Genomic DNA, 16,162 nt, shown 5'->3' with positions numbered 1-16,162 from the left:
AAAAAAACCAGAAAGGAGATTACGAAATACTTCACATTTTAAAATTTTATTAAAATACTATACTTACATACGATGTATTAAAAACATAAATGAAACCTACTTTTTTATTGTCAGATAAGTCCCCTTGAAATTTTGGTTTAAAACCATTATGGTTACATCTTGTGTAGTTTTATCTGGAATAACTTCTATGGATGCTTTGCCATTTGCCATTCCGATAATTTCACTTCCTGTGGGAGTCCCTTGGTTATTAAAGGTCCTACCTCCTTCTAAACATTGAAAATAAACTTTGTCTTCATAATCTAAACAGCGTAATCCGTTTGCATCTTCCGCAATGGAAGTAACCAAGTAGTTGCCATTATCAAGTTTTTTAGATGAAAGTGTCAATCGTTTTGCCGCACCGTTTTTTTGATACCGATAGTTTACTTTTAATGTGTCTTTTACAATGTTTTTCGTATTGTCCCCACTTATGGCTACAAGCTCGTTACCACCTTCCTGGAAAAGCACATCCCATGTTAATCCGGAAGCTGGAAAACTATTGATATCCTTTATTTTTGTGCCCAATTCTATTCCATTGTGATATAGGGTGACCTTATCGCAATTGCTAAACACGCTTATGGTCCTGGCTAAATCTTTAGGCCCTTGTCGCTCGGTCCACGAATGTGATTCTATATAAACAAATGGATCTTCTGCCCAATAGCTTTTAAAAACATAAAAGGCATCTTTAGGTTTTCCTGCCCGATCCATCAATCCTTTTTGGTTCATATAGGGAATGTCGTTTTCTGGCCGGAGTGGAGTTCCGAAATCTTTAAATGCCCATTGCACATTTCCTACAAAGTCCTGATCGGTTTCAGAAATGCGTAAATGCCAATCGAAAAGGTCTACTATATAGTTTTCACTCCAATCACCGATTTGTGCAATATTTGAGACTTGGGTCTGTACAATGGCCTCTTCCCATCCATCCGATTGTATTACTCCTTCCCCGGTAATAGGACTCTCAGAATGTCTTCCGACATGGCTTGAACCGCCATATTCCGCATGTAAGAAATGTTTGTATTGTTGTTTATAGGTGTCGATTGCCTTCTGATAGCTTTTGTAGCTGCCAGAATACCAGCCAGACCAGATGGATGGCGAAAAAACATCCACAATGTCGGCTCCTTCATAATACTTGCGGATAGCCGTTTTACGGGATGGATCTAAATTGTGGGCTATTGTATTCAACTCCGTTAAGAAAGTGTTCATTCTATCAACATCCCCACCACCTTCAAAATCGGGTAACCAATACATCTCATTACCTAAAGACCAAATGATAATACTTGGATGGTTGTGGTTTTGTGATATGATTTCTTTAAGCATGTTCTTTGTGTTGGTTTGCCAGACTTCGCCACCTACGCCACCACGACACCAAGGAAGTTCATCCCAGACTAAAAGTCCCAGTTCATCACACGATTTATAGACTTCAGGATCTTGGGGGTAATGTGCCAGCCTAACAAAATTGGCTCCCATTTCCTTTATCAATTCCATATCTTTTCGATGCATTTCGTTGGTCATGGCAGCCCCAACACCGGCATGTTCCTCATGACGGTGCGTTCCGCGGAGCAGAAGCCGGTTTCCATTCAAATAGAAAGCCCCGTGATCTTTAAATTCAAACCATCGAAAACCTACCCTTTCTGTCAACATATCAATAATCTTCCCATCTTTTAAAAGTAGTATCTCCACTGAATACAAATTCGGGGTTCCGGTATCCCAAAGCTTGGGATTTTTAATTTTATCAATAGAAAGTCCAGTATTAGAAGAAACCACTTCTTTTTTTACTTTGGAAACTTTTTTCCCATTGGGGTCCTTCAAAATTACTTCAACCTCTATATTGGAGTTGGAAGTATACTGTTCTATCGGAATCGTCAGCTTTAGAGTTGCATTGGCATTGGATACTATGGGGGTTGTAAGTTTTACTTTGCCCATTGCAATTTTGGGTTTGGTTACAAGCCACACATCCCGTGTGATACCTCCATAAATGAAAAAATCACTTTTTTGGGAAGGAATTATATCGCGGTTATAGCCATTATCGACTCGTACCAGTACTTCGTTGGAACCATTTTTTAAGTATGGGGTTATATCGATATCGAAACCGATATATCCACCAATGTGTCCACCCGCATTATTTCCGTTGATATAAATCTCAGAATTGATATTGGCACCTTCAAAGTAAAGAAAATAGTTTTTGTTTGTGTCAATATTAGGAACATTAAGGTACTTTTTGTACCAGCTACCTTTTCTACGATACCCTGGGGAACTATCCGCAATGTCCTCCGAATTCCAGGTATGAGGAAGGTTAACGGTGGTCCAGTGATTATCCTGTTTGATTAAATGTACAAGTGAAGTTGAGTTTTCACTATAACTCCATTTATCATTGATGTTCTGTTTTGTTCGGAGCGAATGTTCCTGTGCCATCATGGGACAAACCAGCATTAAAGCCAAGCAAAATACAAGACTTAAGGAATAAAAGTTTCTCACTATTTTATTTTTTGTTTTTCAGCTCTTGATAGTGCTTCTAAATAATAATAATCCCCATAAACAATGGGTTCGTCCATTTCATCTTTTTTAGGCCAGTTGCCTGTGCTATGATCAAGAATAAAAGGAGCATCGACGGTCGTGTCCAAAATATATTCTTCCGATCGTAATGTTTTTAAAACTTTGTTCGAATACGCAATGTAATCTGGATTATTCACATAGTCCGATAGCTCAAATAAGGCAGAGGCAACAACCGTTGCGGCCGAAACATCCCTTGGTGAAGCCGGGATGTCCGGGTCATTGAAATCCCAAAAAGGAATGCCATCTTCTGGTAAATTGGGATGGTTGAGATAAAATTCCGCGCTCGCTTGGGCCTGTGTTAAATAAGCAGGGTCTCTCGTATATCTATAGCACATGGTAAACCCGTAAATTCCCCATCCCTGACCTCTTGACCATGCCGATTCGGCATCGTAGCCTTGATGTGTAACCTTGTCTTTGGTAGCCCCGGTAATCGTATCATAAATAACCACATGATAACTACTATTATCGTCCCTAAAATGATTTTTTAAAGTGGTATTGGCGTGTTTTACTGCTATTTTGTGATAAGTACTATCACCGGACATTCGCGTTGCTTCGAACAATAGCTCTAGATTCATCATATTGTCTATGATTACGGGAAACTCCCATATATCACTGTTAAAATCCCAGCTACGCAAACTTCCTACGTTTTCATTAAAACGGGTAGCGAGTGTTTTTGCGCTTTGTAGAATGATTTCTTTATAATCTTCATTTTGCGATATGCGATAACCTTCACCATAACTGCAAAATATTTTGAAACCCATGTCATGGGTTTTGTTATTGAATTTTTCTTTTTCCATAAAGGCTGTCCATGCCATGGCTCTGGTTCTAAACGCTTCGTTCCCGGTCAATTGAAACAATTGCCATAGGTTTCCTGGGAAAAAGCCACTTGTCCAATCTTTTGAAGGCACTTTGTGGATGGTATTGGTCGAAGGGGTATAACTTCGTGGAAAAGCCAAAGAGTCTAATGGATAATCCAAAAGTTTTTGATAACGAATCTGCAATGTCGAATCAATTGTTATTGTTTTTGAAGCGGTTTTATCCTTCTCATTCGACTTGCACCCTATGTTCATGGAGATCATTAGGAGTACTAGTGTAAAATGTTGGAGTCTGATCATAAGTATATAGGTTAAAAAGCTTTTATAAATACAGCCTCTTTGGGGAGGCCGTATTTAGTATTGAAATTTGTTTAGTACCCTGGGTTCTGGGGTTCCAAGTTAGGGTTTCTTGCTAATTCATCTGCGGGAATCGGCAGAAGGTAATCTTGTGCCGGATCGAAATTCGGTTTTTCTCCTTCCAATCCCGAGGCATTGAAAACTTCCACTCCCAGTTTTCTTCGGGCGATATCATACCATCTTTTAAACTCAAAAGCAAGTTCCCATTTACGTTCTTCCAACACCATGGTTCTGAAATCATCTTGAGATAACCCCGAAACATCAGCAGGAAATTCGGAACCATTACCGTTTCTCGCCCTCTCCCTTATCCTATTAATATAACCTTCAGCTTCTGTTGTTCCAGGATTTACTTCATTCAATGCTTCGGCCGCAATTAGCAACACTTCGGCATATCGCATCATCATATAATTTTGCTCTGAACCTCTTCCGTTCCCTGTTGCTGTCACTCCTATATGGCGAGTGTATTTAGCGATATGAGGTCGATTTACACCTCTCCCACTTCCGCCACTTTCTTTAAAAGCGGTATAAGGTACGGTGATACCGTCAAAAACCGCTGTAGTGTCCAAACTTACGGCTTTTCTATAATCTCGTCCATCCCAAGTGTTATATACTTCAAGAGAAGGCACTGCGACCGACCAGCCTCCGCCAAGGCCATATTGTTCATCATCCCTAAGTCCGGTCAATGCGGCTTGGTAATCCCTACCGTCATCTCCATCGCTTACGCCGATAAAATCCAGCACGAATATCGGTTCTATTGAGCCATCTATTATAGTAGCATCGAACAAATCCTGAAAATCAGTTTCCAAGCCTAAATTGTACGTGCCCTCATTATCAATGACACCTTTGGCCTCATCATATGCTTTTTGGTATTCGCCCATAGTCAAATACACCAAAGCCAAATAGGAATGTGCTGCAGATTTAGCGGGGATGGACCTTGCAACTTGTTTATTAGGTAACCATGTTTTGGCGAATTCTAAATCCGCTATGATGTTTGTATAGACTTCAGCGGCCGGAGTTTTACTTATAGAACTGGCTGCCTCTAAATCCGTTATGGGGCCGGTTAGATAAGGTATGTCCCCAAATTGCCTTACCAAATGGAAATTCGCGAACGCCCTAGCAAAATAAGCTTGTGCGGTTATGGGGTTTTTTATTTCTTCGGCAACATCAACATCTTCCGCACCGGCGATTGCCTGATTGGCGGCCGCTATGATCTGAAAGACCCTGAGCCAATAACCATCTATCATTCCATTATCCGCTGGAACATTGAAGACATCATGTTCAATTCTTTGTGTTGATGTTGTTGGGTCACCGATGGCCACCATATCCCCGCGCAACATAAGTGTTAAGGACATTTTCCTTCCCCAAAAATCTTCATGGGTCATATGTCCGAAAGCTGCATTTGCCGCTGTCTGTATATCATTTGTAGTGTTGAAGAAACCATCAGGGGCCAATAGCCCAATCGGCTCTTCTTCCAAATCCGAACATCCTATTAGCGATAAACCTACCAATAAGAATATATATTTATAATTTTTCATTTTGTATGTTTTAACTGTTGATTAAAATTTTAAATTAACGCTGAAATTCACAGATTTAACAGTTGGGTAATTTCCGAAATCAAACCCATTGGTCGTGTTGCTTGCCGAACTGTCTTGGCCTACAACCCCATAACTTACTTCAGGGTCTAGACCGGAGTAGTCCGTAAAAGTCAACAAATTCTGTGCACTTAGAGACAATCTAACATTTTGCATACCTAACTTTTCGGTAATATCTGAAGGTAAATTATATCCTAAAGCAATATTTTTCAATCTAATATAGCTGCCATCTTCGACAAAACGAGAAGTGATCTGTTTCCCTCTAAGTTTGGCGCGGGGTATATCGGTGTCCGTGTTTGTTGGTGTCCATGAGTCTAATATCTCCCTAGTTGCATTAGAATCGCCATTGAACAACTGAACATTCGTAAGGTTCATGACATCCGCACCGTAAGAACCTTGAAAGAAGATGCTTAGATCAAAGTTTTTATATGAGAAATTATTGGTGATACCCATGGTCCAATCAGGGTTGGGATCCCCTATTATTTTTTGGTCATCGGTCGTGATCACGCCATCGGTCACACCATCCTCGTCAGGTACATCCGTAAACAATTGGTCACCAGCTTCGGCCCCTTCGAAAATGGCCGTACCTGCTGGTAGATCACCACCTTGGTAGACACCTTGGTATTCATATCCCCAAAAGACGCCGACTGCTTCACCTTCTCTTAGGACATGCGTACGTGGAATGTTGAAATATCCAGGGGAGGCATCTTGGAAAATATCCTGTCCATCCAATAAAGCGACAAATTCATTTTTATTGGTGGCCCAATTGAAATCCGTGGTCCATCTAAAATTATCATTGATAATGTTTCTTGTATTCAAGGTGATTTCAAACCCTTTGTTATTGACCTCTCCAACGTTTCTTAAACTGGCCGCAGTTAAGAAACCTAAATATTGTGGTTGACTGGAGTCCTCTATGATAAGATCTTTGGTGTCTATGTTGTAATAATCCAATGAAAGGGATATCCTATTATCGAAAAACCCTAAATCCATACCGATGTTTGTCTGGTAAGATGATTCCCATTTCAAATCCGGGTTGGCTACTTGATTGGGGGTAACATTTATTACCGTACTGCCATTGATAGGGGTAAAGACCGAACCGAAACTAGCCAATGACTGGTACGCGGCAATCGCTTGGTTACCGGTTACACCATAACTTGCCCTTAGTTTTAAATTGGAAATTTTATCACTGTCTTTTAAAAATTTTTCGTTGGAAATTTTCCATCCTACGGCACCTGATGGGAAAATGGCATATTTTTCGTTTTCCGCGAAATTGGACGCACCATCCCTTCTTACCGTGGCCGTTACCAAATACTTGTCATCATAATCGAAGTTTAACCTACCGAACTGGGATTGAATCTCTGTTTCCGAAAAAGATGATGTAGGTATCAATTGGGTGGCTCCAGATCCTAGGTTATAATAAGAGAAGGAATCTGAAGTAAACCCTTCGGCCCCTGCCGAATTTCTATCCGTGGAAGTTTTTTGATACGAATATCCGCCCAATAAGGTTAAATTCCCTTTCCCTATCTCCGCACTGTAGGTCAAGTAATTCTCACTTAATGTGTTCGTTCTTTTGTAATTATCGATCGTGGCTCTTCCTCCCGTGCTGCCGCCGGCCGTTGTAATCAAGGTAGACGGTCTAAAGACACCCTCGGTGCCATTGGCCGTACTAAAGCCAAAGGTGGTTTTAAAGGTGAGGTTTTTCAAGATTTCATAGTTGGCATAAAGGTTCGCCCTATAATTATCAGTTTTTGTTTTATTTATGCCTTCTGTGGCAATTGCATATGGATTGTCGACATTGTCCCCTATGGAATTAATCGTGTTCAAACCGTTTTCATCTAAAACACCTAAATCCGGTGCGAATCTGAATATCAATGAAACCACATCGTCCCCACCGCCATTTGCGGTCTCACCAGTCGATTGAGTAGGAACCCCATCTTTATCCCCTCTACTGCCGAAAAGATTAAACCCTAATTTTAATTTGTCAGTTACTTGTGCATCGATATTTGATAAGAATGATATTTTTTCAAATTCAGAATTTATGATGACACCTTCTTGTTTAAAATAGGTAGCGGAAGCATAAAAGTTTATTTTATCACTTCCACCTGAGAAAGAAAATTGGTGGTTCTGGGTACTTCCGGACCTATATAACAGGTCTTGCCAATCGGTGTTGGTAGAGCCTTGGGTATACCCTGGATTTATTGCGGTTTGAAATGCCGCAAATTCATCAGCATTCAAAAGATCTAGTTCATTCGCTGTGTTTTGAATGGAATAATTGGTATTTAGTTCGACAGATAATTTACCGCTTCTACCTTTTTTAGTAGTTACCAATACAACTCCGTTCGAGCCTCTGGAACCATAAATGGCAGTTGCCGATGCGTCTTTCAAGACTTCCATTGACTGTATGTCGTTCGACTGAGGCATAGTAGCACCAACAAAACCATCTACTACTATAAGTGGAGCACTACTTGCATTAATAGAAGTGTTTCCCCTAATCTTAATATTAATAGGAGCTCCAGGCTCACCACCGTTATTGGACTGGACGACGACACCTGCAGCCCGACCCTGAAGGGCTTGTTCCGCGCTTGCCAATGGAAAGGCATTCAATTCATCGGACTTGACCGATGATACAGAACCTGTTATATCACTCTTTTTCCTTGAACCATACCCTACAACAACGACCTCTTCCAATTGGTTCTGGTCCTCTACCAATACAACATTCAACTGGGTTTGGTCCGAGATGGTCACCGATTGGGTAACGTACCCCAAATAAGAAAATTGAACAATATCCCCGCTGGATACTTCCAATTGAAACAATCCGTCAAAGTCTGTTGCTGTTCCTTTGGTAGTGTTCATGATGACAACATTGACCCCTGGAACAGGAACATTGTCCGTGTCAGTTACCGTACCCGTGACGGTCCTTTCTTGGGCAAGTCCCAAGGAACTTACGAGTGTGAAAACTCCCATAAGGCAAGTTTTAACCCATTTTTTCATTTTTGTTTTAAACATAAGTTTTGATTTTTGAGTTTAGTTAACTTAAATAGATAATCAACAGTCCAAGACCCAGTATTACGAGAACTAAAATAATCTCATATATCCTTGCCTTTGAATTGTTCATTCCCATGCATCAAAATTAGAATTAAACAGAAGTTCGGAAATCCGAAAATAGGGGTAAAAAAGTACATATTCCCTTATTCTGAAGCTTTTAGGGAGTTTTTTCCCTGCTAATCCAAGGAGTTTGTAGAGAATTTATCTGCGTAAGAAGAAGGACTTATTCCATATTTTTTAGTGAAACACTTGCTGAAGTATTTAGGGTTCTTAAACCCTACCTGATAACTGATCTGGGATATATTAAGCTTGTCTTGCTCTAATAGATCGGCAGCCCTTTTCATTCGTATTTCCTGTACGAATTCATTTGGGGTAAAGTTTGTCCATGCTTTTATCTTAGTAAACAATAAGGTTCTACTTACTCCTAGTTCGGAACTGAAGGTAGGTATGTCAAATTGATCATTGGCAATGTTATCTTCAATAATTTGCAAAGCTTTCTTCAACAGTTGTTCATCTACTGAGGAAATTACAATTTCATTGGGCGAGAAACTTTTATCGTCTGAAAATTTATTTCGTAATCTTTTTGAAGAATCTATTAAATTCTTGACCCTTAATTGAAATTCCCGAACATTAAAGGGTTTACTTATATAGTCGTCCGCTCCACTTTCGAGTCCTTCAAATTTGTAGAGCAAAGAGGTTCTAGAAGTTAGTAATATAACTGGAATATGACTGGTCTTGAGATTTTCCTTTACTTTGGCACATAGTTCGGTGCCCACCATTACCGGCATGATCACATCGGAAACAATTAACGATGGAACATATTTTAAAGCTTTTTTCAAGGCTTCTTCCCCATCACCAGCCTCAATCACGTTATAATTGTCCTTTAACAGGTCTTTCATGAATGTTCTCAAAGGAACATTATCCTCTACCAACAATATGGTTTCTTTTTCTAGATCCACCAAAAGTTCATTCGCAATTAAAGGTGTTTGGGGAATGGGGTGTTTTAATTGTGAAGTATAGAGCCCTACATCATCACTGAATTTAAAGTCCTTGATAATTTCATCTTCGGATAGATGTGATTTTCCCAAAGGCAATGTTATCCTGAAAATGCTTCCCCCGTTGTCTGGATTTTCCAATACTGAAATTGAGCCCTTGTGGAGATCCATAATACTCTTGGCTATCGAGAGTCCGATTCCCGTTCCGGTACCTTGACCTTTTTTTGTTTTCGTATACTCTGGTATTTCAAAAAATCGATCAAATACTTTTTCCCTGTATTCGATAGGAATACCCGGTCCTGAATCTTTTACATCAATTGTGATATTTTTTTCATCCTTACTGATCTCGATGGCTATGGTCCCGTTTTTTGGGGTGTATTTAAATGCATTGGAAATCAAATTGTAAAAAACCTGTTCTAATTTGGGTCTGTCATAATAAACTAGAATGGGGTCTTTGTCAACAAGGAATGTATATTCATAGCCGTTGCTCTTTGCAAATTCGCTGAAAGAAAGGTATATCTCCCTTGAGAATTTCACAATGTTGCCTTTTGCCGTTTCTAGTTTGAAATGATTATGTTCAAGCTTTCTGAAATCCATTAATCTATTGATTAATTGTAATAAATGATTGGCATTGCTTTCAATTACCAATAGTTTTTTATACACAAAGCTACTTCCATTATAATCAGACAATAATTGTTGCAATGGACCGGTGATCAAAGTCAATGGGGTACGGAATTCATGTGATATATTCGTAAAAAAACGGAGCTTTGCATCATTGATTTCTTGGTTTCGCTGACCTTCCAAATACTCTAACTGTAGTTTGTGTTTCAGTTTTGTTCGTGAACGAATAATGTGCCCCAATCCTAGGAGGGCACTAAGTATTAAAATCCCATAAAGGGCAAAAGCCCAAGCACTCCGCCAAGGAGCGGGTTTTACTTTAATCCGTAATTTAGTGCCAGTACTGTTCCAAATCCCATCGTTATTGGCCCCTTTTACCTCGAAAATGTAATTACCCGGATTTTGTATCGTAAAATTAGCCTTTGTTTGATTTGTGGTGGTCCAATTTTCATCCAAACCCACCATTCTATATTGGTATTGGTTGCTACTGGGGTTGATGAAATTGGGAATGGCAAAGTCAATGGAAAAATTTGCCATATCGTATTCCAACTCAATTTCCTTGGTGAAGGGAGCGGTCTGCTCTAAAATGCCATTGTTGTCCTTAGGTGAAACTGATTTATTTTTGATCTTGAAGTCGGTTAGAATTACCTGAGGGACAAAATCATTGTGCGCCAGGATTTTGGGGTTGAAAAAGGATACTCCTGCAGGTCCCCCAAAATAGAACTTTGATCCATCTATTTTTAAAGCTGCACCACTACTGAATTCATTTCCTATTAGTCCATCATTTTCGGTATATATATTAAAAACACCCGATTTTGGTATCAGCCTCAAAAGGCCTTGGTTACTACTCATCCATAATGCGTGGTCATCATCCTCGAGAATGGCATAGATTGAGGTTACCTTTTTACCGCTTCTGATCGGTATTCGTTCAAAGGTCTCTCCATTGAATCGAAAAAGCCCTTTAGCGCGAATTCCTACCCATATTACATTTGACGAATCCTGGAATATCGTAAGAATATCATCACCTGATTCGGTAATCTTGTCATAAAAAAAATGGATTATATCGTCATCTTTATATGCACCATTGTTGAATGGTATTAGATTAAGTCCAGTTTGTGTGCCGACCCAAACATTATCTTTTTTGTCGATTATTAAACAACGTATTCTGTTGCTCGATAAGGTTTTGCTATTTTCTGGATCGTTCTTAAAAACCTTTAAATTTGAGTTGCTTAGGTCGTATTTTGCCAGGCCTTCCCCAAAAGTGCCGATCCACATTTCACGATCTTTACCTTCCTTAATGGCATAAATTCCTGTATTGAAGAATAATGACCTAAATTCTTTGGAGAGCAATTTTTTGTCAAATTTTTTTCGAGCGATATCATATATTTCCACTCCTTTGTCGAATGAGCCTATCCATAACCGATTTTCATTAATAAGAAGTGATTTTACATTATCGGTTAACAGTGTATTTGAATTGGAGGCATTAAGATATCTTATATTTTGACCTACATTATCAATAATGGTGACACCGCCACCTTCCGTACCAAAATAAACCTGATTACTTTTGTCTGAAACAATAGAGCTGACAACTTTATGCCCTAATTTATATATGCTGGACATTTCACCGTAGTTAATGAAGTTGGTATTGGATTTGTCCCAAATATCAACCCCGCCATAATAAGATCCTATCCAAATTGAACCTTTTTTATCTGTGAACAAGGATTTGATATAGTCATGGCTTAAGCTACCATTTTCATAAGGCTTATAGACCAGTTTTTGTATTTCTCCTATATCGTTGATTAGCGTTATGCCTTTTGAGGTACCTACCCATACTTCGCCTTGATTGCTTTTTGTGATCGCCCTAATATCATCATCTTCAACTAAGCTTTGATTTGTAAGAAAATGTTCAGATGCTATATCGAATTTCAGCATTCCCATGTTCTTGGTGCCAATACAAAGTATGTTTTCTTGACAAGATGCAATGACTTGGACAAAAAGTTCATCTTGCCGGTTATGAGGAGATAAACATTGAAAACCGACCTGTGCGTTACTATCCCTTGTTACCTTGCAAAATCCTTTTGAAGTACCGACCCAAATAGAACCATTCTTCCCCTCTACAATACTGAGTACATAGTTTGAAGGTAGGGAGGTATCGGAATCATCATCGGCATATAAGGTGGTAAAACTGTCTGATATCTTATTATATATTGAAAGACCATTGGATGTTCCAATCCAGATTTCACCATTCTGAATTTCGGTAATGGCCCAAATTGTATTATTGCCCAAGGAGTTTTTATCAATGGAATGAAAGTATCTTTTAAAGATACCCTTTTTCGGGTCATACCGGTTAAGACCATTGTAGGTGCCAATCCATATATAACCATTTGTGTCTTCTGTAATGGCAAGGATATCACTATTACTGATTGATGTAGAGTCGTTTAAATCATTTCTGAATACCTTGAACTCATTACCATCATAAAGATTTAATCCATCTCTGGTGCCAAGCCACATCCTACCCAAAGAATCTTGTTCAATGGCGATAACCGAGCTTTGCGATAACCCATTTGAGGTATTTAAATTCTTGAACCTATAGGGCACGGATTGTCCGTAACCGAAAGTCAATCCGAATAATAGAAGAAAGATAGTAGTAAAAGACTTCATATTAATTTGTGCCCATTATATAAATAACTTCGTTCGGGAGTCGTCTAACAAGGTTACTAAATTACTAGATTGATCTGTTTTAAACGTTTTTCAATGTGATAATTCTTTTTATGTTATCATCAGTTACTACGAAATTTATTAATTTTTTGTTTCATAATATAATGGCTTATAAGTCCTTTTACAATGATGGGGTGGCTGTATTCCATAGCCAGAGGAGTCTTATCGGGCAATGCAACCCAAATCGGCATGATTGTTATCGAAAATATGTTTAGTATGTTGAATTATAAGTTTTAAAGTATACAATCATTTAGCGATGTTTTCAAACACAATAAAGTATATCATAAGGCCCATACTTTTTATTTAATGTGAAACAAGATATTGCAGGATGGTTAGAATAATGGCATTCGGTACTTTTAAAATCTGAAAAATGAACTCATTTATCCCTTTTATGTACTATTGTTGACGTGGATAGTTCGTTTGTTTAATTTAAAACAGGGAAATTTGATGGAATACTATAGTTTTTTATAGTCCATCCTTAATTAAGCATTAAAATTTAACGAATCTAGTAATGGATAAAAAAGTAATCGTGTTAACAGGGGCCGGTGGGGTTCTAATAAGTGCATTGGCCAAGGCCTTTGCTAAAGAAGGTAATGAAATTGCGGTTTTGGACCTAAAAAAAGAGGCCGCTGATAAAGTAGCTGATGAGATCAATGGTCAAGGAGGTACCGCTATAAGTTTGGTTGCCAATGTATTGGAGAAAGAATCCCTCGAATTGGCAAAAAAAGAAGTCAATAGTCAATTGGGACCGTGTGATATTTTAGTCAATGGTGCCGGGGGCAACCATCCTTCGGGAACCACAAGCGAACCTTATTTGGAAGAAAAGGATTTACTCAAAACAACGGAAGGCTTTAAAACTTTTTTTGATTTGGATGTTAACGGTATCCAGTTCACCTTCAATTTAAATTTTATTGGAACGCTATTGCCCACTCAGGTATTTGCCAAGGACATGGTTGGAAGAAAGGATTGTAGTATCCTTAATATTTCCTCCATGAATGCCTTTACACCCTTAACCAAAATTCCGGCCTATAGTGGGGCGAAAGCTGCTGTATCGAACTTTACCCAATGGTTGGCAGTGCATTTTTCCAAAGTAGGGATACGTGTAAATGCCTTGGCACCGGGATTTTTCCTAACGGATCAAAACAGGGCTTTATTGTTAGGGGAAGATGGTGAGTTGACCCCAAGGGGGAATACGATCATAGGTCAAACACCCATGGGACGTTTTGGAGAACCTGAGGATTTAATAAGTACGGCACTATGGTTGAGTGATAAGGGCGCCTCTTTTGTTACAGGTGTTGTAGTACCTATAGATGGAGGTTTCAGTGCTTTTAGTGGGGTTTAATAATTTAGAATTATAATACGAATGACTTTAGAACAGACTTGGAGATGGTATGGGCCCAACGACCCAGTATCCCTATCAGATATTAGACAGACGGGTGCTACGGGAGTGGTTACCGCCTTGCATCATATTCCGAACGGAGAGGTATGGACGGTTTCGGAAATCACGAAAAGAAAAAAGGAAGTAGAGGCTGCTGGACTCACCTGGTCGGTCGTTGAAAGCGTTCCCATCCATGAGGCCATAAAGACCCAAGCTGAAGGGTATATGCAATATGTCGATACTTATAAGCAAACCCTCTTGAATTTGGGGGAATGTGGGATAGACATTGTATGCTATAATTTTATGCCCGTATTGGATTGGACAAGGACCGATCTTGACTATGAGGTAAAGGATGGTTCCAGGGCCTTGCGATTTGAAGCTGCCGCTTTTGCAGCTTTTGAACTGTTTTTATTGAAACGGCCAGGAGCGAGAGAAACCTATACGGAACAGGAAGTAGTTGCTGCAAAGGATTATTTTGAAAATTTGTCTGAAGAAGGCAAACAACAATTGACGAATAATATCATAGCAGGGCTTCCAGGTGCCGAGGAAGGATATTCCTTGGAAGAATTCAACTCCATTTTAGCAGCGTATGATGCTATCGATGAAGTAAAGTTGAAAAAGCATTTATTCGAATTTTTGGGGCATATAATCCCGGCCGCCGAAAAAGCAGGGGTTTTAATGTGTATACACCCTGATGACCCTCCGTATCCTATTTTGGGTCTACCAAGGGTAGTGAGCACCGAACAGGATATTGTGGAACTTTATAAGGCTGTCGATAGCCCAAATAACGGACTCACATTCTGCACAGGGTCTTTTGGTGTCCGTAAGGACAATGACCTTCCCGGTATCGTGGAACGTTTAGGCAATCGCATACATTTTATCCATCTTCGCAGTACCCAAAGGGATGCCAATGGAAATTTTCATGAAGCAAACCATTTAGAAGGTGATGTTGATATGTACAATGTTATGAAAGCTTTGATTACGGAACATGAAAAACGTAAATCATCAGGTAGAAAAGATATGCGTATGCCAATGCGTCCCGATCATGGTCACAAAATGCTAGACGATTTACGTAAAAAGACCAATCCAGGATATTCGGGTATAGGCCGGTTAAGGGGATTGGCAGAGCTTCGCGGTCTTGAATGGGGTATACGCAGAGCCTTGTTCAACGAATAATTTTTATCGAACTGTAAGAAAACAAAAAATAATAGTAAAATGACAACATTAGTCGAAACCAGGTATGCTTCAAGTCCAGAAGCCGTAAAAAAGTATGACACAACGGAATTACGTAATGAATTCCTAATTTCCAATTTGATGCAAAAGGGTAAGGTCAATCTGACCTATTCCCATTATGACCGGTATATCGCCGGTTCAGCAGTTCCGGAAGCTCCTTTAAGATTAGAATCCATTGACCCATTGAAAGCTGATTTTTTCTTGGAAAGACGTGAAATGGGAATCATTAATGTAGGGGATAATGGAAGTGTTGACATAGATGGTGAATCTTATCAATTAGGGCACAAAGATGCTTTGTACATAGGAATGGGAGCCAAAGATGTTGTCTTTAAAAGCGATGACCCTAAAAAGCCTGCGATGTTCTATATAAACTCTGCACCGGCCCACACAACGTATCCAACGAAAAAAGTAAGCTTGGAAGAGGCGAATAAACTAGAATTAGGTTCACTGGAAACGGCGAACCATAGAACGGTGAACCAGATGATCATAGGCGGTATTGTAACAACATGCCAACTGCAAATGGGAATGACGGAACTTAAGACAGGAAGTGTATGGAACACCATGCCGGCACATGTTCATGACCGTAGGATGGAAGTTTATTTTTATATGGATGTACCTGAAGGGCAATCCGTATGCCATTTTATGGGGCAACCCCAGGAAACACGTCATATTTGGATGCAAAACAACCAAGCGGTCATTTCCCCACCATGGTCTATCCACTGTGGATCGGGAACATCCAACTATACCTTTATTTGGGGTATGGCCGGTGAAAACTTGGATTATGGGGATATGGATGTCGCAAAAATAACGGAATTAAGATAA

At 39.5% G+C, this 16,162-nt stretch carries 8 protein-coding genes; 3 read left to right on the top strand and 5 right to left on the bottom strand.

Going from position 1 to position 16,162, the window contains the following annotated elements; translation table 11 throughout:
* Positions 1–96: 96 nt before the first annotated feature.
* The 5 genes from GJ691_RS11465 to GJ691_RS11445 form a co-directional block, all read right to left on the bottom strand.
* The gene (locus GJ691_RS11465; protein ID WP_343033480.1) at positions 97–2,511 is read right to left on the bottom strand and encodes a glycoside hydrolase family 2 protein; all 2,415 of its coding nucleotides are present in this window, start codon (positions 2,509–2,511) and stop codon (positions 97–99) included.
* Entirely contained in the window at positions 2,511–3,704 is a 1,194-nt protein-coding gene (locus GJ691_RS11460) for a glycoside hydrolase family 88 protein (protein WP_154366996.1), read from the bottom strand. The genes GJ691_RS11465 and GJ691_RS11460 overlap by 1 nt, the downstream gene beginning before the upstream one ends.
* Before the next feature lie 71 nt (positions 3,705–3,775).
* Complete coding sequence (locus tag GJ691_RS11455; protein WP_154366994.1) at positions 3,776–5,296, bottom strand: RagB/SusD family nutrient uptake outer membrane protein; 1,521 nt, start codon at positions 5,294–5,296, stop codon at positions 3,776–3,778.
* 21 nt (positions 5,297–5,317) lie between these two features.
* Positions 5,318–8,317, bottom strand: a complete 3,000-nt coding sequence (locus GJ691_RS11450; protein ID WP_154366992.1) for a SusC/RagA family TonB-linked outer membrane protein — start codon at positions 8,315–8,317, stop codon at positions 5,318–5,320.
* A 257-nt stretch (positions 8,318–8,574) separates the two neighbouring features.
* The gene (locus tag GJ691_RS11445) at positions 8,575–12,672 is read right to left on the bottom strand and encodes a hybrid sensor histidine kinase/response regulator transcription factor (RefSeq protein WP_154366990.1); all 4,098 of its coding nucleotides are present in this window, start codon (positions 12,670–12,672) and stop codon (positions 8,575–8,577) included.
* Positions 12,673–13,240: 568 nt separating this feature from the next.
* Here GJ691_RS11445 and GJ691_RS11440 point away from each other — a divergent pair.
* From GJ691_RS11440 to kduI, 3 genes are read left to right on the top strand one after another with little or no spacing between them, the layout of a single operon-like run.
* A complete protein-coding gene (locus tag GJ691_RS11440) occupies positions 13,241–14,071 on the top strand; it encodes an SDR family oxidoreductase (protein ID WP_154366987.1) in 831 nt (276 codons plus the stop codon).
* A gap of 21 nt (positions 14,072–14,092) precedes the next feature.
* Entirely contained in the window at positions 14,093–15,283 is a 1,191-nt protein-coding gene (gene uxuA, locus GJ691_RS11435) for a mannonate dehydratase (protein WP_154366985.1), read from the top strand.
* 39 nt (positions 15,284–15,322) lie between these two features.
* Positions 15,323–16,162, top strand: coding sequence for a 5-dehydro-4-deoxy-D-glucuronate isomerase (kduI, locus tag GJ691_RS11430; protein ID WP_154366983.1), 840 nt, complete (start codon positions 15,323–15,325; stop codon positions 16,160–16,162).

The sequence above is a fragment of the Maribacter luteus genome, from assembly GCF_009674825.1.
Lineage (GTDB): Bacteria > Bacteroidota > Bacteroidia > Flavobacteriales > Flavobacteriaceae > Maribacter_A > Maribacter_A luteus.
This window is presented reverse-complemented; position numbering and strand designations above follow the sequence as displayed.

What these genes read in the sequence shown, in the direction of transcription:
- GJ691_RS11460 (WP_154366996.1), bottom strand. Translation starts at nt 3,704, where the DNA reads ATGATCAGACTCCAACATTTTACACTAGTACTCCTAATGATCTCCATG.
- GJ691_RS11455 (WP_154366994.1), bottom strand. Translation starts at nt 5,296, where the DNA reads ATGAAAAATTATAAATATATATTCTTATTGGTAGGTTTATCGCTAATA.
- GJ691_RS11450 (WP_154366992.1), bottom strand. Translation starts at nt 8,317, where the DNA reads ATGGGAGTTTTCACACTCGTAAGTTCCTTGGGACTTGCCCAAGAAAGG.
- GJ691_RS11445 (WP_154366990.1), bottom strand. Translation starts at nt 12,672, where the DNA reads ATGAAGTCTTTTACTACTATCTTTCTTCTATTATTCGGATTGACTTTC.
- GJ691_RS11440 (WP_154366987.1), top strand. Translation starts at nt 13,241, where the DNA reads ATGGATAAAAAAGTAATCGTGTTAACAGGGGCCGGTGGGGTTCTAATA.
- uxuA (WP_154366985.1), top strand. Translation starts at nt 14,093, where the DNA reads ATGACTTTAGAACAGACTTGGAGATGGTATGGGCCCAACGACCCAGTA.
- kduI (WP_154366983.1), top strand. Translation starts at nt 15,323, where the DNA reads ATGACAACATTAGTCGAAACCAGGTATGCTTCAAGTCCAGAAGCCGTA.